The following is a 21,913-nucleotide window of genomic DNA, read 5'->3' as shown; positions in this document are numbered from 1 at the left end:
CGATCTTAGGAGCCGCCGTTCGTCCGTCATCACCTGCGCCCTGAACGCGACGCCTTCGACAGAGCCTGTCCTGCGCTCGTCGACAAGCTCAGCGCGCAGCAACGCGCGCTGAGCTCGTCGAAGGGCGACTACTATCCGGCGGCCAGCGTGACCACCGACTGGTTGCCGACGCCGAGCGTGGTCGGCTGGTTGCCGATCGCGCTCCACACCTCGATCTTGATCTTGCCGCCGCTCAGGTTGCCCAGGGTGCCGGTCGAGCTCAGCAGCTGCTGGTTCTGGGTGTAGTGCTCGTAGCCGGGGATCGGGTCGGTCGGGAAGTAGCGATAGGTCTCCACCCGGTCCCAGCTGCCGTTGCCCGTGAGGTCGTAAGAGATCCGCACCTGGGTTGCGCTGCCGACCCCCGTGCCGGCGTCGACGAACAGGTCGAACGTCGGGGCTCCGGTCAGGGTCGCGCTCACCCCGCTGGCGGTGAAGGTCTTGGCGTTGGTGGGTGTCCCGTCGCACTGGCAGTTGGCGGCGGGCAGGGTCACCGCTGCCGCCGACTGTGATCCGCCGGCCGATCCGTCCGAGCGCAGGTAGAGCTTGCCGGGCACGGGCGGGCTCGTCGGGCTGCCGGTGGGCGTCGACGTGGGCGTGCCGGTCGGGGTCGACGTGGGCGTGCCCGTCGGCGTGCCGGTCGGCGTCGCCGTCGGCGTGCTCGTCGGCGTCGCGGTCGGTGTGCTCGTCGGCGGCGGGCTGGTGGGGTTGGCGCCGGCGTTACCGCCACTCCAGCTCTGCGCGCCCGCCGCGACCGTCTTGCCGGCCGGGGCGGTCACCTTGGTGCCGTCGGAGAAGGTCACCGTGAGCGCGGAGGTGGCGATGTTGGAGACGACGTACGTCTTCTTGCCGGACTTCGTGAACGCCGCCGCGAGCGGGTAGTTCGCGGTGAGCGAGGCATCCACGTTGCCGAGCTTGGCCAGGTTGTCGATCCAGTGGTAGGTATGCGCCTTCGTCTCGCCCTCCTCGGAGACGAAGTTGGGATTGGCCTTGAACTTGCTCAGCGCCAGATCGCCGTCACCGAGTGCCAGGAACTCCCACAAGATGTCCTGCCAGGCCGTCGGTTCACCGCCGCGGTTGCGGACGATCTCGTCGTAGTTGATCTTGTTGTAGCTCGGATTCCAACCCAGGTAGAGATGGCTGCCGGTGATCGGAAGCTGGTTGATGCCCTGGATCTTCTCCGGGTCGGCGCTGAACCAGGTGGCGTACGCGCCGCCGTCGCCCCAGACCATGCCGACCGCGCTGTGCCCGAAGTTCTTCGGGAAGGTGGTGTTGTCGACGTCGAACCAGTAGTCGTCGATCGCCGCCGCCTGGGTGGTGTAGATGTAGATCCCGGCGTCGCGGACCGCGGTGTTCCCGGTCGCCTGGCCCCACTGGATCAGCGCGCCGGCGAAGTTCATCCCCTCCGAGCTGGACTCCTGGTTGTTGCCGGAGGCGAACGACCCGTGGCCGGAGGCCCAGTCGTGACCGGCATAGATGTCGAAGTCGCGCAGGTACGGGAACCGGGTGTCGGAACGGTCGTAGTTGTTCGCATCCCGGATCAGCAGATCGATCATGCCGCCGTACTGCGTGGACTTGGCCCAGTTCGGGTCGAACTTCGCCAGCGTCGCCGCCGCGGCGATGAAGTAGCCGTAGTGGAAGTGGTGGTCGTTCAGCTCCTGGTCGGATCCGTAGCTGGCGTCGTAGCCGATCAAGGTCCCCCAGTTCTTGTCGTAGTAGAACAGGTGATCGGTCTCCCCGGACGACGCCGTGAGCCAGTTCGTCAGGGTCGACTTCATCGCGGCCAGCGCCTTGTCCCGGGTGCCGGTCTCCCCTACCAGGTCGGCGATCTCGGCGATCCGGGCCGAGCGACCGAGGCCCTTGCCGGCCCAGTAGGTGTCCGGCTTCTGCTCGCCGGCCGGATCGTTCGCCACCTGGTTCAGATAGTTCACCAGGGTGGACTTGTCGGCGCCCGCGCCGTCGGCCACGGCGGGCAGCTCGGGCAGGATGCCGTGGAACTTCATCTTCGTGGTGAACGACGGAACGCCGACCAGGGTCTTCATGGTGCCGCGGGGCGAGGCGTAGGTCTGGCTGATCGGCGTCGCGCCGCTGAGCGCCTTCCACTGGTGCGGATAGAGCGAGACCACGGTCTTGGTCTGGCTGCCTTCCTTCGGTGTGGTGGTGAAGCCGTACGTCGAGGTGACCGTGCCGGTCGCCTGGTCGTAGTTGTAGCTGATCTTGGTGCCGGTGACGTGGGCGTAGGCGTAGGTCCCGTACGTGCCGGCCAGGTCGGTGCGCTGGCTGTCGGTGCTGCTCGCGGTGGTCGGCAGCACGGCGACGGTGAAGTAGTTCTTTCCGTTCAACGACGAGGTGATCACGGTGCCGGAGACGTTCCAGGACGAGCCGGCCGGCGCGTACGCCACGTAGTCATGATCGCGGATGCTGAAGCCGATCTTGGTGCCGCTGTTCAGCCAGACCCGCGGCGTGCCGTCGACGCTCAGCTGGGCGTTGCCGCCGGAGACGGTGTAGTACGACATCGGCAGCCCGTGCCCGATCGTGGCGCGCAGCGTCCGGGCGCCATCGCTCCAGATCGGCGACACGGTCCAGTCCGACCAGCCGTCGACCTTCACGTTCGGGGCGTTCAACCCGGCCACACCCACCAAGACGTCACGGGTGTAGGGGAACTTGTACTCACCGACCCCGTTGGACGTGCCGGTGATCACCGGCGTGGTGGTGTAGGAGATGCCGATCCCGCCGGGATAGCTGTCGTAGGCCGCCGGGTGGGCGAACATCGGTTCGCCGAACGCGCAGTCGGTCTTCTTGAACAGGATCGAGGACCACCAGTCGTTGGTCGGCACCGCGCCGGACGGGGCGTTGGAGGTGACCCACTGCCGTGGATTCGTCGAGATGTCACCGCATCCGGTCGGCAGCGACTGGCCGGCGGGCAGCGTCGTCGTATACGAGCCGGCGCCGACGGTCGCCGCCGAGGCCGCCTGCTGGCTACCGACCGCGATCAACGAGGCGAGGACCAGGGCGATCGCACTGAGCACCGCCACCGGAGCTCGGCGCAACCGGGTGGTGCGGGTCGGACAGGATGCTGACGGCCGGTTTCCGGGCAGGCCGATCTGCGGTGATGGCACGGGTACTCCTGGGGGAGGGAGACAAGGGCGCGTACGGGGGGAAACGGGTGGTGCGAAGGGTGGTACGAGGGGTGGAACGGAGGAGATGTGAGACGCCGTGGGAGCGCTCTCACGACGTTAACGTCACCGTAACCTCACATGTGACGTACGTCAACGTGTTGCCCATTTCGTATCCGAGTTGGGACTTGTCACCTCGGGTCGGTCGCGCCGATGGTCGGATGCGAACCCTCACAAGGATCCCGGCCGGGTCGCCGCCTCGGCCCTCATCGACCCGGTCGGGCACACCGTCACCTTCCCAGCTCGGCACCGCCCGGCCGGCCCGCCCCGTCCCCATCGCGACCCGTCTGCCCAGCCAGCCCCACTCGCAACCGGCGCGCCCAGGTCGGCCGCTCGCAAGCCGTGCGCCGGCCCCGGCCATCCCCGCTCGCGACCGGTCTGCCCCGCCCGGCCATCCCCACTTCGCGCACCGAACCGCGACTTCGCTCACCGTCCCCGACGCGCGAAGTAGCACCAACGTGCGCGAAGTGGCGAGCCGCCGAGCAGAACGCGGGCGAACTGGCGAGCCGCAACAACAGAATGCGACGAAGCGCCGAGCCGTCCCAGTGCAACGCCGGGGCACGGGCCAGATAGGCACAGGGAGGCGGGCCGGGCGAGACGACGATCGCAGCGAGCACAGGCTGGTCAGGGAGTGGCGCCGCTGGTGTCGCAATCGACCTCGCCCGGCGCAGAACGCCCAAAGTAAGCGCTTTCCGCAACTTTCCCGGGTCGATTCGCGACACTCGGCGCACCCGAACGCTCCCAAACGCCCCTCACGAGCCGATGCGTCCTCGAAGCCAGTCGTCGCAGCGATGGTCGGCCCGGCCGCGCCCACTTCGCGCACCGAACCGCGACTTCGCTCACCGTCCCCGACGCGCGAAGTAGCACTAATATGCGCGAAGTGACGCGGGACCCAAGCCAACGTGGACGGGGCGGGAGCGACCCGGAACCGCTCGACCCGGAACCGCTCGACCCGGCACCGCGCGACCCGGGCCCAGGTCGGCCGTGGCCCAGGTCGGCGCGGGCCCAGGTCGACCCGGCCCGGGGGTGCACGGCCTCGTGTGGTCCCAACCAACCCGAACACATTCGTACGTCCCACTAGGCTGAGCCGGTGCCAGAGGTGCTGCTGCCCTTCCCTCGCGCCTTCGTCGAGTTCGTCGATCCCGACGACGCCGATCAGGTCTTCCGCTGCGACCTCACCTGGCTCACCTCGTTCTGGTCGTGCATCTTCGGTCAGGGCTGCCGCGGCATCTACGCCGACCGCCCCGACGACGGCTGCTGCACCCTGGGCGCGCACTTCGCCGACGCGGACGACGAGGCGCGGGTCGCCAGGTCGGTGAAGAAGCTGACCGGCGAGTTGTGGCAGTACCGCAAGGAGGGCAAGGCGCACGGCTGGGTCGAGCTGGAGCACCCCGAGCAGGTCGGCGAGGGCGAGGAGCCGGCCCGCAAGACACGAGTCGTGGACGGCGCCTGCATCTTCCTCAACCGCCCGGACTTTCCGGCCGGCGGCGGCTGCGCGCTGCACCTGCTCGCGTTGCGGCAGGGGCGGCCGATCACCGAGACCAAGCCGGACGTGTGCTGGCAGCTGCCGTTGCGGCGGCAGTTCCGTACCGTCACCCGGGCCGACGAGACGACGTACACCGAAGTCACCATCGGCGAGTACGGCCGCGAGGGCTGGGGCCCCGGCGGTCACGACCTGGACTGGTACTGCACCTCCAATACCGAGGCACACCACGCCACCGAGCCGGTGTACCGGTCGAGCCGGGACGAGCTGCTGGCGCTGATGGGCGCACCTGCCTACGCGATGCTGGTCGACCTGTGCGCTGAGTTCGAGACCCGGCGCGGCAAGGGCATGCGACACGCCGCCGATCCGAAGCGCCGTAGCAAACGCCGCTGAGCCGGCTCCGCCGACCCTGGCCACCGCTCCGGATCGGGCCCCGCCACAATGAGGGCATGCGCCTGGACCACCTGTCGTACGCAGCCGGCCCCGAGGGGCTGGACGCGACGGCAGATCAGCTGGGCCGGCAGCTCGGCGCGGTCTTCACCGACGGCGGCTTCCACCCCCGGTTCGGCACCGTCAACCGGATCCTGCCGCTGGCCGGCGGCCGCTATCTGGAGATCGTCGCCGTGCTTGATCATCCGTCCGCCGACAAGGCACCGTTCGGTCAGGCGGTTCGCGCCCGCTCCGCCGCCGGCGGCGGCTGGCTCGGCTGGGTCGTCGCCGTGGACGATCTGGGCGTCATGCAGCAGCGGATCGGACGTACGCCCGTGCTCGGACTGCGGCACCTGCCGGACGGTCGGGTGCTGGAATGGCTCCAGCTGGGCGTGCGCGACCTGCAGAACGATCCGCAGCTGCCCTTCTTCGTGCAGTGGATCAGCGGCCCGGGCATGCACCCGTCGGTGGGTGGCGGCGCGGTCGAGCTGTTGAGCGTGGAGATCGCGGGCGAGCGGGACCGGCTGGACGAGTGGCTCGGCGGCAAGACCGACAGCGCGCTGGACGACGTAGACGTCGCCTGGACCGCGCCCGACGACGTGCCGGGGATCGCGGCCGCCGTCTTCAGCGGCCAGCGGGGGATGGTCCGGATCTAGCGGACGCCGACTCGCGTCCGTCCACCACGACGGTGGAGCCGTCGCGCCGGACGACCATGGCGCTGATCAGCGACCTGGTGCGGAGCCAGTCGGCGGCCCGGTCGCCGTGCACGAATGCGGCGGTGGCGTCGATGTCGGCCCAGGTGAGGTCGTGACCGATCACGGTGACCGAGGCGGGTCCGTCCGCGGCGCCGCCGGTGCGAGGATCGAGGATGTGGCTGCCCCGGCGGGCCGAGCCCGAGGTAGCGACGGCGCCGCAACGGACCGGGACGACGGCCAGCACCCGGTCCACGTCGCACGGGTCCTCGATCCCGACCCGCCAGGCGGGCCGGCCGGGGTCCGCGACCCGGCAGATCAGGTCGCCGCCCGCGGACAGGCAGAAGTCGGTGTCGTCCAGGCCGGCCAGCTGGGCGGCGGCACGCTGGGCTGCCCAGCCCTTGACCACGCCGCTCGGGTCGAGCCGGCGACCGCCGCGACCGTCGGGAAGCATGATCGAGAAGGCACCGGCGGACTCCAGCTCGGCCCGACGGCCGAGCTCGAGCACCTCCGCCACCAGCGCCGGACAGTCCTCGACGGCGATCTCGCCGCGTCCGAGCCGGCCGACGAAGGACTCCGCGCGATACGTACTGAACACAGCGTCGATCTCGCGCAGCTCCGCGACGACCGCGCGCCAGGCCTGACGCCCGGCGGTGGAGCGAGCCTGGCGGCCGCGCAGGGCAAGACTGATCGGCATTCCCATCACGTGCTCGACCTCGCGATGGATGCCATCCTCGGTGCCGGCGTGCGGAGCGGCCGCGGTCGCGTTCGGCGGGCTGGTGCGGATCATGATCAGATCCCGGCCTCGTCGAGTGCGGCCTGGAGCGAGCGGACGTACCCGTCGCTGGTCACGGTCGCCCCGCTGACCATGTCGATGTCGGCGCTCTGCGCCTTGATCGTCTCCTGCACCAGGACCGGCAGCGCGTAGTCGTTGATCTCGGCGTCGTGCTGGTTGCCGTCGGGGTACTGGACCACGTCGACCTTGGTGATCTTCCCGCTCTTGACCGTGATCTCGACCTGGACCGGTCCCCACCGGGTCTGCGCCACCGACCCGGTGTAGGTCTTCGAGCTCGACGACCCGCTCGACCCGGACCCGGTCGAGCCGGAGCCCGTGGAGCCCGAACCGCCGGAGCCGGAGGACCCGGAGGACCCGGAGCCGGACGAGCCCGAGTCGGACGAGCCCGAGCCCGACGAGCCGGAGGTGACGGGGGCCGGCGCGGTCACCGAGTCGGTGCGGTTGGTCGAGGTGTGGTAGCCGAACAGCAGGACGACGATGGTCACGGTCGCGGCCAGCCAGATCACGATGCGCTTCATCGTGTCACCATCCAAATCTTTCCGTGTGGATCCGGTCCTCGGGTACGCCCGCGGCCCGGCAGAGCCCGACTGCGGCGTTGGTCCACGGGTCGGGCCCGCACAGGAAGACCTCCCGTTCGGCCAGGTCGGGGACCCAGTGCCGCAGTGCGGCCAGCTCCGAGTTGCCGGCCGCCGGACCGAGCACGCTCCGGGCTGACGTACGCCGTCCTGGCAGGAAGATCACCTGCAGTCCGCGCTCGCGCCGCAGCACGTCGAACTCGGCGGCGAACAACGGCCGGTCGGAGAAGCGCTGCAGCACGACGGCCTCCCCCGGCCGGTAGTCCAGCCCCTCGGCCAGCGCGCGCAGCGGGGTGATGCCCACCCCGGCGCCCATCAGCAGCACCCGGTGCCGATCCCGGGCCCGGTCGCCGAGCCGTCCGTACGGCCCCTCGAAGATCAGCCGGGTGCCCGGCCGGAGACCGAGCAGCCGGCGGCTGCCGTCGCCGACGACCTTCGCGGTGATCCGGATGCTGTGCCCGTCCGGCGCGGCGGAGATCGAGTACGGGTTCGCCCGCGTCCAGCCCGCTCCGGACAGGAAGCGTACGTTCAGAAACTGACCGGCCTCCAGCGGCAGCCGGGCCAGCCAGCGGCCGGTGAGATAGACCGAGACGACGCCGGGTGCCTCCGGCACGACCGAGGTGACGCGCAGACCGTGGCTCAGGCTGCGGGCCACCGGAAGCCCGATCCGCCAGACCAGCACCGCCGCAGCCGTGGCCGCCCAGATCGTCCACCAATAGACGGTGGCGCCGCGGGACTGGAGGAACTCCTGCCCGGTCCACAGCTGGTGCGGCAGCGCGAGCCCGACACCGAGGTAGGCGTACAGGTGCAGCAGGTGCCACGACTCGTAGCGCAGCCGGCGCCGGGCGGCCCGGAGGCTGGTCACCACGACCATGATCAGGCAGATCGTGCCGGCCGCGGCCAGCAGCACACCGCCGTAGTCGGTGAGCAGGTCCCAGCTCGTGCCGAGCACGGCCGACCACTGGGCCGAGGCGTACCCGCCGATGATCAGCACGATGTGCGCCACCATCAGCGTGAACGAGGTGAACCCCACGATCCGATGGATCCGGGTCAGCCGGTCCCGGCCGTACGCGTTCTCCAGCACGGGCAGCCGGGCCATCAGCAGCACCTGAGCCAGCAGCAGTTGCGCCGACCACAGGCCGGTGAGCCGGCCCGTCGAGGTCAGCGTGGACGCCCAGCCGGCCAGGTCACGGATCCCGCCGTCGGCATCCCACCAGTACGTCACCAGCAGCAGGGCCGCCCACAGCGACATCGCGCTGACCACCCGCACCCGCCGATCACTCCGGGCGCGGACCCCGAGCGGACCGACCCGGCGACGATGGTTCGGCCGGGCCGGTGCGACCTGGGCAGGCGCCGCGGCATCGGTGACGAACAGGCCGGCCATCAGGCACCCCCGGACGATCCGCCGGCGCCCGACCCGGCTCCGTCGGAGCCTTGTTCGTCCCCGAAGGTCCGCGGCCGCTGGCCGCGGTCGCCGTCTCGATCCCGGTGGGGCCGGTCGTGACCGAACCCGGGTCCGGTCCGGCCGTCCGGTCCCCCGGCCGACGGCGCCTGGCTGCTTGCAGTACTCGGGTCATCGCCGTGCCGCAGCTGAGGTGCCAACCACAACCAGCCGCCGGTGAGCAGCAGAGTGAGGACGGCAACCACGCTCACCACGACCAGCGCCGAGCCTCGCCGGTCGGCGCGGTCGTCCGGATCGGTTGCGGTGCGGACCGCGTCCGGCGAGCTGGCGGCGGGCGACATGGCAGCCGCCGGGATCGGCACGGTGGGCTCGGCGGCGGCCCGATCTGGTGACCGGCCCGGCGACCCGCCCGGCGTGAACGGATCGCGGCTCGGCTCCCAGCGCGAACCGCTGTGTCGCGGCGTCAGCTCGCTCACCTGCGTCTCCCATCCCCTTCGTCGACACACATGGTGCAAGCGACAGCTCAGAGGTTTCTCAGAGCAACCTGTCCGCAGGCTGTCTGCCCACTCGGCATCGGCTGTCACGGTGCCTCTGGGGCTGATCGGCGCCGTACTCAGAAAGATCGAAGAAATCTGCGGGAGGTTGTCGTGTCGACCGGATCGGATCCGCCACGTCCGGAACGATCACGCGGCGGAGAGCGTGCTGGACGACAGATGCTCCCGCGTCCAGACGCGTCCCGCGCTCCGAGCGAGAAGATGGCGAGGTCGCGGGACGAGGGAGCAGACGTCGACGGCGGCGCGATCCGGGAGGGATGGGTGACGATGGCCGAACCGAACGAGCCACCCTCGCCGCGCCCCCTGGGAGCGCGCGTGCTGGTGATCGAGGACGACCCGCAGCTCTGCACGATGCTGATCGAGCTGCTCGAGCTCGAGGGCTATCGGGTGGAGGCTGCGCGGGACGGGCAGCGCGGCCTGCATCTCGGGCTGGGCGACCGGTTCGACGCCATCGTGCTGGACCGCGGGCTGCCGGCGATCGACGGGCTCGATCTGCTCGGTCGGCTCCGATCGCGGGGCATCGGCACGCCCGTCCTCATCCTCTCAGCGCTCGGCCAGACGCGCGATCGGATCGACGGCCTCGACGCGGGAGCGGAGGACTACCTGACGAAGCCGTTCGATGTCGACGAGCTGCTGGCACGGCTCCGGGCGCTGCTGCGTCGGCACGCCGATCGGGCCGCCGAGCTGCCCGTCCCGGGTGGCCGCCTGATCCTGGAGTCCCGGAGCGTCATCGCCGACGACGGTCACGAGGTGACGTTGTCCGAACGCGAGACCGAGCTGCTGATCTTGCTCGCTCGAAGGCCACGCCAGGTCTTCGGTCGACGCGACCTGTGCGAGCTGGTGTTCGGCGACGCCGGTGACGGCGGGGTGGTCGACACCTACGTGCACTACCTGCGGCGCAAGCTCGGGCGGGGCGTGATCCGGACCGTGCGCGGTGTGGGCTATCAGCTCGGCAGCGGATGAGCCGCCGCAGCCGCGCGGGTGTCGCTCGCGACGACCGGGAGCTGCTCGGCCGGGCCGCCTGGCGGCTCGGCCTCCAGATCGGCCTGCTGTTTCTCGCCTGTCTGCTCGTGGTGGCGGGCATCGTCGTGTTCACCGTCGTGCGCAGTCAGCAGGCGCAGACCGTGAGCCTGCTCGACGACGCGATCGCCGCCAGTCACGGCACCGGCGGCCGCCCGGACCACGACCGGGACGACCGGCCCGATCTCGGTTCCGTCAGAGTTGCGATCGTCGATCCCGGCGGCATCCGGACCTCGACCGGCATGCCCGCCGGGCTGCCCGATCGCGGCATCATGGCCGCGGTTCGGGCGACCGGGGGCATCGACCAGCGAACGGTCACCGTCTCGGGACGCCGCTACGCGGTCCGGACCGCGCAGCACGGGGACGACACCGTGCAGGCGGTGCTGGATGTCGGCGAGCAGCGGGGTGAGCTGTTCCGACTGCTCCGCGCGATCGCCCTGGCCGGCGGCATCGGGCTGGTCATCGCCGTCGCCGGCTCGGCCTGGCTCGCGCGGCGCGCGGTGCGGCCGATGGCGGAGGCACTCGCGCTGCAGCGCCGGTTCGTCGCGGACGCGAGTCACGAGCTGCGGACCCCGCTGACCCTGCTGAGCACCCGGGCCCAGCTGATGGCGCGCCGGCTGCGCCGCACCCCTGACGACTCGACTCGGGCGAGCCTCGAGCAGGACGCGGCCGGTCTGGTCGCCGACGCGGCCAACCTGACGTCGGTGCTGGAGGACCTGCTCGCCGCCGCGGATACCCGGACCAGCGCCGATCTCGGGCCGGTCGAGCTGACCGCGGTGGTCCGCGAGGCCGCCGAGGCGGCGAAAGCCTTCGCCGCGAGCAGCGGCATCGAGATCGTCACCGCCGGCGGCGAGCTGGTCGGGCTGGACGCAGCGAATCGCGCCGCCCTGCTGCGCGCCGTCATCGCGTTGCTGGACAACGCGATCTCGCACGCTCGGCGTACGGTGCAGGTGGAGGTCTTCACCGCAGGCTCCGACGCCGTGGTCGAGGTCCGCGACGACGGCGCCGGCATCGCCGCCGGCGTCGCCCGACCATGTTCGAGCGCTTCTCCGGCAGCCGGTCCACGGCCGCTCCGGGTCGCCGCCACTACGGTCTGGGCCTGGCTCTGGTGGCCGAGATCGCAGAGGCTCACGACGGCACCATCTCGGCCGCCAACCAGGTCGGGCAGCACGGTGCGGTGCTGACCCTGCGGATCCCGCGCTCGGGCCCGCGTCGCTGATCCGGGGGCGGGCAGCTTCCGGGCCCAGCGTCGTCCGGATCCGCACCACGGATCTTCGGATCCCCTGCGACGCATCGGATCCGTTGCAGCGGATCCGACGTTTCACAGAGGATCCGAAGATGTCCGGGAGGAACCGGACCCGAACGACTGTCGGAGGGCTTGCGTAGCCTCTCGGCCATGGCGAAGGCAGCGGCACGACCGGGATATCGGTGCAGCGAGTGTGGTTGGACCACCGGTCGCTGGGTGGGGCGGTGCGGGGAGTGCCAGACCTGGGGCAGCGTGGCGGAGGCCGGCGCACCGAAGCTCGCCACTATTGCGTCGTCGCGTCCGGTCAGCAAGGCGGTGCCGATCGCCGAGGTCAGCGCGCAGGCCGCCGATCGGGCGCTGACCGGGGTCGGTGAGCTGGACCGGGTCCTCGGCGGCGGGCTGGTGCCCGGCGCGGTGGTCCTGCTGGCGGGCGAGCCGGGCGTGGGCAAGTCCACGCTGCTGCTCGAGGTCGCCGCCCGCTGGGCACGGGCGAGACGCCGGACGCTGTACGTGAGTGGTGAGGAGTCCGCGGCGCAGGTCCGGCTGCGCGCCGGCCGGACCAACGCGCTGGCCGACGAGCTCTATCTGGCCGCCGAGACCGATCTCGGCACGGTGCTCGGCCACATCGAGGAGGTCGAGCCGTCGCTGCTGGTGGTCGACTCGGTCCAGACGATCGGCACGGCCGAGGCCGACGGGGCGCCGGGCGGGGTCAGCCAGGTGCGCGAGGTGACCGGCGCCCTGGTCCGGGTGGCCAAGCGGCGCGGGATGGCGGTGATGATCGTCGGTCACGTCACCAAGGACGGGGCGATCGCGGGGCCTCGGTTGCTGGAGCACCTGGTCGACGTCGTGCTGGCCTTCGACGGCGACCGGCCCTCCGGCTTCCGGATGGTGCGCGCCACCAAGAACCGGTTCGGGCCGGCCGACGAGGTCGGCTGCTTCGAGCTGTCCGAGCAGGGCATCGTCGAGGTGCCCGACCCGTCCGGTCTGTTCACCAGCCAGCACGCGACGCCGGTCTCCGGCACCTGCATCGGGGTCACCATGGAGGGCCGGCGGCCGCTGCCGGCCGAGCTCCAGGCGTTGGTTGCCTCGTCGGCGCTGCAGGTGCCGCGCCGTACCGTGCACGGGCTCGACTCCAGCCGGGTGGCGATGGTGCTTGCGGTCCTGCAGCGACGGGCTCGGATGGGCCTGGCCGGCCAGGACGTGTACGTCTCGACCGTCGGCGGCGCGCGGGTGGCCGACCCCTCGGCGGACCTGGCGATCGCCGTCGCGGTCGCGTCGGCCGCACTGAACGCGATCGTGCCGGCCGGTTTCGTCGCCATCGGCGAGGTCGGGCTGGCCGGCGAGCTGCGACGGGTGCCCGGCCTCGACCGCCGGCTCGCCGAGGCGGCCCGGCTCGGGTTCACCGACGCGGTCGTGCCCGCGGACCCGCACGACCCAGCGCAGTCCGGCCGGCCGGACAGCCAGCACGGACAGCGGTCGCGGCCGCAGATCGGGCACGGCCTGCGGTTGCATCCCGCACCTACCATCGTGCACGCGCTCGCCGCGTTACGGTTCGAACGTCCGGCCGACCGCAGCGCCCCGGACGACCACCATCGCCTCGGCTCGCTCGGGGAGGTCGCCGATGCCGCCGTAGGATGAGCTGAGCAGCCGCCCCCGGGCTCTCGGGAGCGGCGAATCGCCGACCAGGAGGATGCCGGGTGCCGCTGGACCAGCCGCCACCCGATGCCATGCTCGGCTATCTGGCGTCGATGGCGCCGGGAACGCCGTTGCGCGAGGGGTTCGAGCGGATCCTGCGCGGGCGGACGGGCGCGCTGGTCGTGCTCGGCAACACCCGCGACGTGATCCAGCTGTGCACGGGCGGCTTCGTGCTGGACGTGCCGTTCACCGCGACGGCGCTGCGTGAGCTCGCCAAGATGGACGGCGCGATCGTGCTGGACGTCGGCCGGTTCAGGATCGTCCGGGCCGGGGTGCAACTGATGCCGGATCCGGCGCTGGAGACGATCGAGACCGGCACCCGGCACCGGACCGCGGATCGCGTCGCCCAGCAGACCGGAGTCCCGGTCGTCACCGTGTCGGCGTCCATGTCGACGATCTCGCTCTATGCCGGCGGCAAGCGGCGCGTGGTCGAGCACTCGGAGCAGATCCTGGCGCGGGCCAACCAGGCGCTGCAGACCCTGGAGCGCTACCGCAACCGGTTGAGCGAGTTGACCAACCGGTTGTCGGCGCTGGAGGTGCACGACCAGGTCATCGTCCGCGATGTGGCGCTGGTCGCCCAGCAGATCGAGATGGTGCGCCGGCTGCAGCACGAGCTGGAGGAGTACGTGCTCGAGCTCGGCACGGATGGCCGGTTGCTGAGCCTGCAACTGATCGAGCTGAGCGCCGGCGTGGAGGAGCTGCGCGAGCTGCTGGAGCGCGACTACCGACCCGACGGGGAGTCCGACTTCGGGCTCACGCTGCTGGCCGGGCTGAGCACGACGGAGTTGCTGGATGCGCCGACGGTCGGCCGGATGATCGGTCTGGGACCGCACTCGGACGGGCGGATCGTCACCCGCGGCTATCGGCAGGTCGGGCAGCTGAGCCGGATCCCGCCCGCGCTGGGCGTGCGACTGCTGGAGCACTTCGGTGGCCTGCAGGGCTTGTTCGCGGCCAGTGCCGCCGACCTGCAGGAGGTCGACGGCGTCGGCGAGAGTCGCGCCCGGATCATCCGGGACGGGCTCGTCCGGCTGGCCGACGCCGCCTACAGCGAGCAGCTCGACTGACCCATCCGGAACCGGCCAGCGGCTCGTACCCGGGGCCTACGTGTGCAGGAACATCCGGAACTTCACCGGATCGGCGCCGGTGAACTGGGCGGTGGCGACGTACGTCCCGGCCCGCGGGATCTCCGGCCGGGTCTGGCAGCTCTTCTTCGACCGCCGACCGTCCCAGACGATCCGCCACTCGTACGCGTCCTCGCGGGCGATCTTCACCGTGGTCGGCCTGACCAGGTCGGCGCAGTCGGCGGTGCTCCAGATCCGGTCCTTGCCGGAATAGATGGTGAGCACGAAGTTCGCCGGCGTCAGGCGGAGCTGACAGGTCGTCGCGCCGCCGTTGATCAGCGACAGATCGAGGTTCGCCTTGGCCTTCACCTTCACGTTCTGCGGGCCGGTCAGGGTGGGCCGCAGCTGGGCCGGGTTGCACGCGGCGACCTCGGCCGGTGAGCCCTTCGCCGGCGGCTTCGCGGCATCCTTCGTGCCCGAGGACGAACCGGACGAGGACGTACCGGACGAGGACGGCTTGGCCGAGCCCGAGGCCCCGCCCGGACTCGCGATCTGTGCCGAGGACAGGGCAGGGGCCGGGCTGGCCGCGACGCTGGAGGACCGAGCGCCGCTCGGCTCGCCTGAGGGCGTGGCCACGATCGCCGGCGCGGTCGAGGTCGGCGGCGGCGTGCTCGACACGTCGGCGGCGGGAGCCGGCACGGCCTCCGGACCGGTCGCGTTGGCCGCGCTGTTGAGGTTCACCACGATGGCGATGACCAGGACCAGCGCTATCGCCGCGGCCGCGAGCACGAGGACGCGGCGGACCCAGTACACCTGCGGAGGCTCCGGACCGACGGGGTGCAGAACACCGCTCATGGCGGCATGGTAGGCAGCCGATCGCGCCGGGTCCGGCTGCCACGCCGTCGCGGCCGTGACCGGACCGTGACGAGCGCCGTCGCAGCCTGAATCGGCGGGTTACCGTGGCCGCGTGATCGCCCCCGCCACCGCCGCGACGGTGGTGTCGGCCGTCCTCGGCTGGTACGACCAGCACCGGCGCGACCTGCCCTGGCGACGACCCGGCACGAGCCCGTGGGGCGTGCTGGTCAGTGAGTTCATGCTGCAGCAGACCCCGGTGGCCCGGGTCCGCGAGCCGTGGCTGAGCTGGCTGACCAGATGGCCGGAGCCGGCGGCGCTTGCGGCCGAGGCACCGGGTGAGGCGGTCCGGGCCTGGGGCCGGCTCGGCTATCCACGCCGCGCGCTGCGGCTGCACCAGACCGCGATCGCGATCGTGCAACAGCATGGCGGCAGCGTGCCGACCGAGCGGTCGGACCTGCTGGCGCTGCCGGGGGTCGGCAGCTACACCGCGGCAGCGATCGCCAGCTTCGCGTTCGGTCAGCGCCACGTCGTGCTGGACACCAACGTGCGCCGGGTGCTCACCCGGATCGCCCTCGGCGAGGAGTTCCCCGCGCCGGCGACCACCCGGGCCGAGGCCACTCTCGCCGAGGGTTTCTTGCCCCGCTCCCCGGAACGCGCTGCTCGCTGGGCGGTCGCCTCGATGGAGTTGGGTGCGGTCGTCTGCAGCGCTCGTTCGCCGCGCTGCGGCGACTGTCCGGTGGTCCGGCAGTGCGCCTGGCACCGCGCCGGTCGTCCGACGTACGACGGGCCGCCGCGGCGCGGACAGACGTACGAGGGCACGGACCGGCAGTGCCGCGGGGCGGTACTGGCGGTGCTCCGGGGCGGGGGCGAGGTGCCGGAGGCGGACCTGCTGGCGGAGTGGCCGGAACCGGCGCAGCGGACCAGGGCGATCGAGTCGCTGATCGCCGACGGGCTCGCCGTCCGAACCGGGCGGGGGCGGCTGACCCTGCCCTGACTCCGGCGGCTGACGATCCCGGGTGACGTGAGTGGTGAGGCAGCTCGGCACCCCTCGATCGCGGGTATCTGTCGCAGATCGACCGAACGCCGACCAGAGAACGTTTTTCGCGGCCGGTTTCCGGCGCGCGGGGTCGATCCGCGACAGGACGCCACCCCAGCCTCCACTGACGGCGTCGATCCGGAGGCGGTCGTCCCGCTGCCGCCGGACCGGCCCTGAGGACCGACGCGCGAAGCGCTGGGGCGACAGCGGCCGTACGGCGGCGCCATGTTGTGATGGGCGGGAGTCGACCCGAGGAGTCCACGGATGCCGTACGCCCCGACCGTCACCCTGCGCAACGGGGCCGAGCTGCCGATGATCGGTTTCGGCACCTGGCCGATGCGCGGCGCCGAGTGCGCTGCCGCCGTCCGCACCGCGATCGAGTCGGGATATCGACTTGTCGACACCGCCGAGAACTACCGCAACGAGGACGGCGTCGGTCAGGGGCTGCGGGACTCCGGGCTGGACCGCCACGAACTGTTCATCACCACCAAGTTCAACCGGGCCTGGCACAGTGTCGACGGCGTCCGGCAGGCCTGGCAGGCCAGCATCGAGCGGCTCGGCGTGGAGTACGTCGACATGCTGATGGTTCACTGGCCGAACCCGGACCAGGGCGGCTACGTCGACGCGCTGCGTGGGCTGAAGGACCTCCTCGACCACGGCATGATCCGGGCGATCGGGGTGTCCAACTTCAAGCCTGCCCATCTGCAGCGGGTGCTGGACGAGACCGGGATCGAGCCGGACGTCAACCAGATCCAGCTGAGCCCGTACGCCACCCGGCGAGACGCCCGGAGCTACGACACCGAGCACGGCATCGTGACCGAGTCGTGGAGCCCGATCGGCGGCTCGGGCGATGACCTGCGCTCGGACCCGCTGCTCGTGGCGGTCGCCCAGCGCTACGCCAAGACGCCGACCCAGGTGGTGCTGCGCTGGCACGTCCAGCAGGGCCTCGTCGCGATCCCGAAATCGGCCACCCCGGAACGGATCGCGGAGAACATCGACATCTTCGACTTCGAGCTGACCGCCGACGAGATCGCCGCCATCGGCGGCCTCGATCGCGGCGAATCGGGCGTCACCGACTCCGACGTCTTCGGCCACTGACCCGGCGGCTCAGACCGGCGGGGTGCGGGCCCGGCGGCTGAAAACCTCGCGCTCCCGGGCGTTCCGGCTGAGCCGGGCGGCGGCGGCGAAGGCGTCGGCGGCCTCGCCGGCCCGACCGAGCCGAGCCAGCTGCTCGCCACGGGCCGCCGGCAGCTGCGGGTTGCCCGCGATCGCGCGCTCACCGGCCAGCCGATCGAGCAACGCCAACGCCGCCGCCGGGCCGTCCACCATCCCGACCGCCACGGCCCGGTTCAGCTCGACCACCGGCGACGGGGCGACGTGGCCGAGCACGGTGTAGAGCGCGGCGATCCTCCCCCAGTCGGTGTCCTCGGCGTGCCGCGCGCGGGCGTGACAGGCCGCGATCCGCGCCTGCAGCGTGTACGGCAGCAGTCCACCGCCGAGCGACTCCACGCGATCGAGCGCGGCGAGCCCGAGCCGGATCAACAGCCGGTCCCAGCGGGTCCGGTCCTGGTCGGGGAGCAGCGCGGCCTCGCCGACCGGGCCGATCCGGGCGGCCAGCCGCGACGACTGCAGCTCCATCAGCGCCAGCAGGCCGTGCACCTCCGGCTCGCCCGGCATCAGCCCGGCCAGCAGCCGTCCCAGCCGGACCGCCTCGGCGCACAGGTCCGGCCGGGTCCAGTTCTCGCCCGCCGTCGCCGCGTACCCCTCGTTGAAGATCAGATAGATCACCTCGAGCACCGCTGCGAGCCGGCCCCGACGCTGGTCGGGAGGTGGCAGCTCGAGCCGGATCTGCTGCTCGGCGAGGATCCGCTTCGCCCGGACGATCCGTTGCGCGGCGGTCGACTCGCTGATCAGGAAGGCCCGGGCGATCTCGTCGATCCGCAGCCCGGCCAGCACCTTCAGGGTCAGCGCCGTCCGGGACGTCGGCGGCAGGACCGGATGGGTCGCGGTGAACACCAGCCGGAGCAGGTCGTCGGTGATCGGCTGGTCGAACTCGTCGGGATCCGGTTCGTTGGCGCCCGCCGAGGTTCCGCGCCGCCGTTCCGTCTCCGCCACCTCCCGCAGCTTGCGGTCGTACGTCGTCCGGCGGCGGACGGCGTCGACGGCCCGGTGCTTCGCCGTGGCCATCAGCCACGGCGCCGGGTCGCGCGGGATCCCGTCCCGGCTCCACTGCTCCAGCGCGACGACCATGGTGTCCTGGGCGATCTCCTCGGCTCGGCCGACGTCGCCGCCGAGCAGCCGGGCCAGCACCGCGACGATCCGGGCGTACTCCATCCGCCAGACCGTCTCCAGCCGCGCCCGTACGTCCACCGGCTCACTCCCGCCGATCCCGGATCCCCTGTCGCAGCTCGGACCCCTCTCGCATCCCGGATCCCCTGTGCCGCCCGGATCCCCTGTGCCGACCCGGATCCCCTGCACTGGATCCGAACAGTCACAGCGGATCCGAGTTGCACGCGGGCGGCCGGACCAGGACTCACCCCGGCGGCGGTCCGAAGTCCTCGGGGCCGAACACCCGGCGGATCTCCGCGTCGCCCTCCCAGCCGGGCCACAGTTCCTGGTGGGCCCGCATGAACCGGGACGTCCACTCCTGCGCCTCCGCCTGGTCCCGGACGTCGTACAGCGCATAGCTGATCATCTCCTTGGCCTCCGCGAACGGGCCGTCGGTGGTGTTCAGCCGGCCGGCGACCACGCTCATCCGGCTGCCCTCGGCACTCGGCGCCAGGCCGGCGGTGTCGAGCAGCACACCCGCCCGGGTGGCGTCCTCGCCGAGCGCGGCGATCGCGGCCATCAGCTCCGGCGGCGGTGGGCTCGCGGGCGGCGCCGCCGTCAACAGGACCAAATAACGCATCGTCGTTCTCCCTTCAGCGTCCGGCGACGACACGGTAGCGATCGATCGCGACGGCGCTCAGCCAGCCCCAGGCCAGCACGACCGCACCGGTGAAGCCGAGATTGACCGCCACGCTGCCCTGCCCGGAGGCGACCCCGGCAAGCGCCAGCAGGAACACGACGCCGACCGCGCGGGAGGCCCGGGCCAAGGCCGTACGTCCGTCGGCGGCATAGCGGGCCGCGAGCACGAAACACGCGCCGACCAGCCCGGCGAAGCCGATCATGGCGCTGACCAGGTGCAGCATTCCATGCCAGCTGATGGCGCCGGGAACGTCCGTGGTGCCGACCGGGAAGCCGAGACTCGGGTCGGCCCGGAAGACGCCGGCCGCGATCAGGCCGAGGCCGTACAGCCCGACCAGTCGCGGACCCCAGGTCGCACCGCGGCCGGGCCACAGCGCCCGGCGGAGCCCGACCGCAAACGCCAGCGTCATCGCGCCGCAGACCACGAAGTTGGCGATCTGGATCCAGCCGAACCGGCCGTTCGCCAGCAGGCTCCACTCGTGCCGGGTGAGGTCGAACCCGGGTCGGGTCAGGGCCTGGGCCAGGCCCACGAGGACGTACGTCGGCCCGGCGATCACGCCGTAGCCGAGCAGCGCCTTCGTGACCCGGTCGGCGGGCTCGCAGCCGATGGGGGTGGCGGTGGAGGCGGTCGAGCTCATCTGGATCAGATCCTTCCGGCAGTGCCGGCTCGGTGGTTCCGGGCCGCTTTCTCACTGCTCGATCGGAACCGAGCAGAATCGACACCGGCGCCGGATGTTTCTCAGATCGCGGCCGGCTCGGCCGGCGGGCGGTTGCTGCGGGTGGCGCCGACGCTGGCCGAGACCACACAGGCCAGGGCGAGCCACTGGGTCCAGGTCAGGAACTCCCGGAGCAGGATCATCGCGGCCAGCGCGGCGGCCGCCGGCTCGAGGCTCATCAAGATCCCGAACAGCCGGGGCGGGATCCGGCGCAGCGCATTGAGCTCGAGGCTGTACGGGATCACCGAGCTGAGCAGCCCCACCGCGACCCCGAAGGCCAGCACCTCCGGCTGGAGCAGCCGGGATCCGGCCTCGAGGATCGCCGGCGGGGCGAGCAGGATGCCGCCGACCAGGCTGGCGACGGTCAGCCCCTGCAGGCCGGGCCAGCGCCGGCCGGTCTGCGCGCTCATCAGGATGTAGCAGGCCCAGCCCAGACCGGCCAGCAGCGCGAACAGCACGCCGGCCAGGTTCAGCGAGCCCGGCGTCAGACCGAGCAGCGCGACGCCGGCCGCGGCGAGCGCTACCCAGACCAGATCGAGCAGTCGCCGCGAGCCGACGATCGCCACCGTGAGCGGACCGAGGAACTCGATCGTGACCGCGATTCCGAGCGGGATCCGGGCGAACGACTGATAGATCGCCCAATTCATGGTGACCAGGCTGAGACCGAAACCGAGGGCGACCAGCCAGTCGGTCCGGTTCCGTCCCCGTAATCTCGGCCGGGCGACGATCAGGAAGATCACCGACGAGGTGGCCAGGCGCAGCCAGACCATCGACGTCGGCGGCACCAGCGGGAACAGGTGCTTCGCGATCGCCGCGCCGAACTGCACCGAGAAGATGCCGGCCACCACGAGCCATACCGCCGGGATCCGGTCCAGGCGTCCGGTCGGCTGAGGGTGGGAGTCGGACGGCACGCCCGCCACTGTGCCAGAGCGGTTGCACCGCAGAGTCGGGCGCTACCGTTGGCCCGTCAGTCGTGAACGCGGGAGGGCCACCGTGCGGAGGAAGATCACCCGGCGGTTGCTGTCCAGCGGCCACTCCGGTCTGAGCTGGTCCGGGCGCGGCGCGACCCCGCAGGGCGGTGCCCGTGACGGCGGGGCCTTCCGTGGCGGAGCCCGGGACAGTGAAACCCAGGTCGAGGTGCGTCGGGTGCCGTGGCGGACGACGTACGCGCGGGTCAGCACGGTCGGCCGCGAAGGGTCGCGCGCCTTCGTGCTGGTGCCGGGGATCGGTGTCTCGTCGAACTACTTCGAGCGGCTGGCCGCGCAGCTGAACGACTTCGGCCCGGTGCATGCACTGGACCTTCCCGGTTTCGGTGGAGTCCCGCACCCGGAGAGCGGGCGGATGACCATCCCGGAATACGCCGACCTGGTCGGCAAGGTGATCGACGAGTTGGAACTCGACGATCCGGTGGTGATCGGGCACTCGATGGGCACTCAGGTGGTGGCCGACCTGGCCGCGCGTTATCCCGACGGGTTCGCCGGCTCCGACCGGCTGTCCTGCATCATCCTGCTCGGTCCGGTGCTGGCCCCCGACGACCGCTCGCTCGGCATCGCCGCACGCCGATTCCTGCAGGCCGCGCGGAGGGAGCCGCCGCGGGTGGCACTGCTCGCGGTCCAGGCGTACGTCCTGTGCGGGGTTCGCTGGTTCTCTCGCGTGCTGCCGGAGATGATGCATTACCCGATCGAGGACACCCTGCCGAAGGTGCGCTCCAACACCCTGGTGATCAGCGGCCAGCTGGACACGCTGTGCCCGCCGGGCTGGATCGACGAGGTGGTCGCGCTGCTGCCGAGCTGCCGGGTCTCGATCATCCCCAACGCGGCCCACTCCATCATGCACGCCCACGCCGACGAGGTGGCCCGGCTGGCCATCGAGCACGTCCGCCGGCCGGGCACCGACCCGTTGCCGGACGTACCGCCGGTGTCGGCGAACAAGAGCGAGACCAAGGACGCGCCGCGCGGGCTGGACGAGCTGACCGGCCAGGTGACCGAGCTGGTCGGCATCGTCACCGACGACGACGCCACCATCGCCGAGGGCAAGACCGCCCAGGCCGAGGCGATCGAGGAGGGCATCGCCCGGGCCGAGCACTCCGACTGACGCCCACTCGGACCGTCGCGCAACCGGCACCCACCACGCAACTCGGATCCCCTGGAACACCTCGGATCCCGTATACCGGA

The 21,913-nt window shown here is 71.6% G+C and carries 19 protein-coding genes and 1 pseudogene; 10 read left to right on the top strand and 10 right to left on the bottom strand.

What is annotated here, in order from left to right; translation table 11 throughout:
* Window positions 1–131 precede the first annotated feature (131 nt).
* Window positions 132–3,155 (bottom strand): glycosyl hydrolase, encoded by a 3,024-nt coding sequence (locus ABD747_RS04275; RefSeq protein ID WP_344801856.1) that lies wholly within the window; start codon window positions 3,153–3,155, stop codon window positions 132–134.
* Window positions 3,156–4,302: 1,147 nt separating this feature from the next.
* Between ABD747_RS04275 and ABD747_RS04270 the strand changes: the two genes are divergently transcribed.
* Window positions 4,303–5,088 (top strand): hypothetical protein, encoded by a 786-nt coding sequence (locus tag ABD747_RS04270; RefSeq protein WP_344801855.1) that lies wholly within the window; start codon window positions 4,303–4,305, stop codon window positions 5,086–5,088.
* A gap of 56 nt (window positions 5,089–5,144) precedes the next feature.
* Window positions 5,145–5,780: a VOC family protein gene (locus ABD747_RS04265; RefSeq protein WP_344801854.1), complete on the top strand. Its 636-nt coding sequence runs from the start codon at window positions 5,145–5,147 to the stop codon at window positions 5,778–5,780.
* On the opposite strand, the gene ABD747_RS04260 is transcribed toward ABD747_RS04265, so the two are convergent.
* From ABD747_RS04260 to ABD747_RS04245, 4 genes are read right to left on the bottom strand one after another with little or no spacing between them, the layout of a single operon-like run.
* A complete protein-coding gene (locus tag ABD747_RS04260) occupies window positions 5,749–6,606 on the bottom strand; it encodes an FAD:protein FMN transferase (protein ID WP_344801853.1) in 858 nt (285 codons plus the stop codon). The genes ABD747_RS04265 and ABD747_RS04260 overlap by 32 nt on opposite strands.
* A 2-nt stretch (window positions 6,607–6,608) precedes the next feature.
* Window positions 6,609–7,130, bottom strand: coding sequence for an FMN-binding protein (locus tag ABD747_RS04255; RefSeq protein ID WP_344801852.1), 522 nt, complete (start codon window positions 7,128–7,130; stop codon window positions 6,609–6,611).
* Between the two features lie 4 nt (window positions 7,131–7,134).
* Window positions 7,135–8,571, bottom strand: a complete 1,437-nt coding sequence (locus ABD747_RS04250) for a ferredoxin reductase family protein (protein ID WP_344801851.1) — start codon at window positions 8,569–8,571, stop codon at window positions 7,135–7,137.
* Window positions 8,571–9,065 (bottom strand): hypothetical protein, encoded by a 495-nt coding sequence (locus ABD747_RS04245; protein ID WP_344801850.1) that lies wholly within the window; start codon window positions 9,063–9,065, stop codon window positions 8,571–8,573. The genes ABD747_RS04250 and ABD747_RS04245 overlap by 1 nt, the downstream gene beginning before the upstream one ends.
* Before the next feature lie 345 nt (window positions 9,066–9,410).
* Between ABD747_RS04245 and ABD747_RS04240 the strand changes: the two genes are divergently transcribed.
* The 5 genes and pseudogenes from ABD747_RS04240 to disA all read left to right on the top strand — a co-directional run bounded on the left by ABD747_RS04240 (window position 9,411) and on the right by disA (window position 14,168).
* On the top strand, window positions 9,411–10,106 hold the full coding sequence (locus tag ABD747_RS04240; protein ID WP_344801849.1) for a response regulator transcription factor: 696 nt from the start codon (window positions 9,411–9,413) through the stop codon (window positions 10,104–10,106).
* A pseudogene (locus ABD747_RS26660) lies at window positions 10,103–10,876 on the top strand (histidine kinase dimerization/phospho-acceptor domain-containing protein); the annotation flags it as partial. The gene ABD747_RS04240 and the pseudogene ABD747_RS26660, both read left to right, overlap by 4 nt.
* Window positions 10,877–11,196: 320 nt before the next feature.
* Window positions 11,197–11,382: an ATP-binding protein gene (locus tag ABD747_RS26655; RefSeq protein ID WP_425562478.1), complete on the top strand. Its 186-nt coding sequence runs from the start codon at window positions 11,197–11,199 to the stop codon at window positions 11,380–11,382.
* Between the two features lie 177 nt (window positions 11,383–11,559).
* Window positions 11,560–13,047: a DNA repair protein RadA gene (gene radA / locus ABD747_RS04230; protein ID WP_344801847.1), complete on the top strand. Its 1,488-nt coding sequence runs from the start codon at window positions 11,560–11,562 to the stop codon at window positions 13,045–13,047.
* A gap of 59 nt (window positions 13,048–13,106) precedes the next feature.
* On the top strand, window positions 13,107–14,168 hold the full coding sequence (gene disA, locus ABD747_RS04225) for a DNA integrity scanning diadenylate cyclase DisA (protein WP_344801846.1): 1,062 nt from the start codon (window positions 13,107–13,109) through the stop codon (window positions 14,166–14,168).
* 36 nt (window positions 14,169–14,204) lie between these two features.
* Here the strand turns inward: disA and ABD747_RS04220 are convergent, their stop codons facing one another.
* The gene (locus ABD747_RS04220) at window positions 14,205–15,020 is read right to left on the bottom strand and encodes a hypothetical protein (protein ID WP_344801845.1); all 816 of its coding nucleotides are present in this window, start codon (window positions 15,018–15,020) and stop codon (window positions 14,205–14,207) included.
* A 112-nt stretch (window positions 15,021–15,132) separates the two neighbouring features.
* On the opposite strand from ABD747_RS04220, the gene ABD747_RS04215 reads away from it, so the two are divergent.
* Both ABD747_RS04215 and ABD747_RS04210 read left to right on the top strand, forming a co-directional pair.
* Window positions 15,133–16,014 carry an HhH-GPD family protein gene (locus tag ABD747_RS04215; protein WP_344801844.1) on the top strand — a complete coding sequence of 294 codons (882 nt, stop codon included), beginning with the start codon at window positions 15,133–15,135 and terminating at the stop codon, window positions 16,012–16,014.
* A 306-nt stretch (window positions 16,015–16,320) separates the two neighbouring features.
* Window positions 16,321–17,154: an aldo/keto reductase gene (locus ABD747_RS04210; protein ID WP_344801843.1), complete on the top strand. Its 834-nt coding sequence runs from the start codon at window positions 16,321–16,323 to the stop codon at window positions 17,152–17,154.
* Between the two features lie 9 nt (window positions 17,155–17,163).
* Here ABD747_RS04210 and ABD747_RS04205 read toward each other — a convergent pair whose 3' ends face one another.
* The 4 genes from ABD747_RS04205 to ABD747_RS04190 all read right to left on the bottom strand — a co-directional run bounded on the left by ABD747_RS04205 (window position 17,164) and on the right by ABD747_RS04190 (window position 20,650).
* A complete protein-coding gene (locus ABD747_RS04205; RefSeq protein ID WP_344801842.1) occupies window positions 17,164–18,426 on the bottom strand; it encodes an RNA polymerase sigma factor in 1,263 nt (420 codons plus the stop codon).
* Window positions 18,427–18,589: 163 nt separating this feature from the next.
* Window positions 18,590–18,964, bottom strand: a complete 375-nt coding sequence (locus ABD747_RS04200; RefSeq protein ID WP_344801841.1) for a YciI family protein — start codon at window positions 18,962–18,964, stop codon at window positions 18,590–18,592.
* Between the two features lie 13 nt (window positions 18,965–18,977).
* Window positions 18,978–19,661, bottom strand: coding sequence for a DUF998 domain-containing protein (locus ABD747_RS04195; RefSeq protein WP_344801840.1), 684 nt, complete (start codon window positions 19,659–19,661; stop codon window positions 18,978–18,980).
* Window positions 19,662–19,762: 101 nt separating this feature from the next.
* Window positions 19,763–20,650: an EamA family transporter gene (locus tag ABD747_RS04190; protein WP_344801839.1), complete on the bottom strand. Its 888-nt coding sequence runs from the start codon at window positions 20,648–20,650 to the stop codon at window positions 19,763–19,765.
* Window positions 20,651–20,732: 82 nt separating this feature from the next.
* On the opposite strand from ABD747_RS04190, the gene ABD747_RS04185 reads away from it, so the two are divergent.
* The gene (locus tag ABD747_RS04185; protein WP_344801838.1) at window positions 20,733–21,833 is read left to right on the top strand and encodes an alpha/beta fold hydrolase; all 1,101 of its coding nucleotides are present in this window, start codon (window positions 20,733–20,735) and stop codon (window positions 21,831–21,833) included.
* Window positions 21,834–21,913: the final 80 nt, after the last annotated feature.

The sequence above is a fragment of the Microlunatus ginsengisoli genome (assembly GCF_039537205.1).
Taxonomy (GTDB): Bacteria; Actinomycetota; Actinomycetes; order Propionibacteriales; family Propionibacteriaceae; genus Microlunatus; species Microlunatus ginsengisoli.
This window is presented reverse-complemented; position numbering and strand designations above follow the sequence as displayed.

Bases quoted from the DNA above. Each gene is read 5' to 3' on its own strand.
- ABD747_RS04265 (WP_344801854.1), top strand. From the start codon at position 5,145: ATGCGCCTGGACCACCTGTCGTACGCAGCCGGCCCCGAGGGGCTGGAC.
- ABD747_RS04260 (WP_344801853.1), bottom strand. From the start codon at position 6,606: ATGATCCGCACCAGCCCGCCGAACGCGACCGCGGCCGCTCCGCACGCC.
- ABD747_RS04255 (WP_344801852.1), bottom strand. From the start codon at position 7,130: ATGAAGCGCATCGTGATCTGGCTGGCCGCGACCGTGACCATCGTCGTC.
- ABD747_RS04250 (WP_344801851.1), bottom strand. From the start codon at position 8,571: ATGGCCGGCCTGTTCGTCACCGATGCCGCGGCGCCTGCCCAGGTCGCA.
- ABD747_RS04240 (WP_344801849.1), top strand. From the start codon at position 9,411: ATGGCCGAACCGAACGAGCCACCCTCGCCGCGCCCCCTGGGAGCGCGC.
- ABD747_RS26655 (WP_425562478.1), top strand. From the start codon at position 11,197: ATGTTCGAGCGCTTCTCCGGCAGCCGGTCCACGGCCGCTCCGGGTCGC.
- radA (WP_344801847.1), top strand. From the start codon at position 11,560: ATGGCGAAGGCAGCGGCACGACCGGGATATCGGTGCAGCGAGTGTGGT.
- ABD747_RS04220 (WP_344801845.1), bottom strand. From the start codon at position 15,020: ATGAGCGGTGTTCTGCACCCCGTCGGTCCGGAGCCTCCGCAGGTGTAC.
- ABD747_RS04210 (WP_344801843.1), top strand. From the start codon at position 16,321: ATGCCGTACGCCCCGACCGTCACCCTGCGCAACGGGGCCGAGCTGCCG.
- ABD747_RS04200 (WP_344801841.1), bottom strand. From the start codon at position 18,964: ATGCGTTATTTGGTCCTGTTGACGGCGGCGCCGCCCGCGAGCCCACCG.
- ABD747_RS04195 (WP_344801840.1), bottom strand. From the start codon at position 19,661: ATGAGCTCGACCGCCTCCACCGCCACCCCCATCGGCTGCGAGCCCGCC.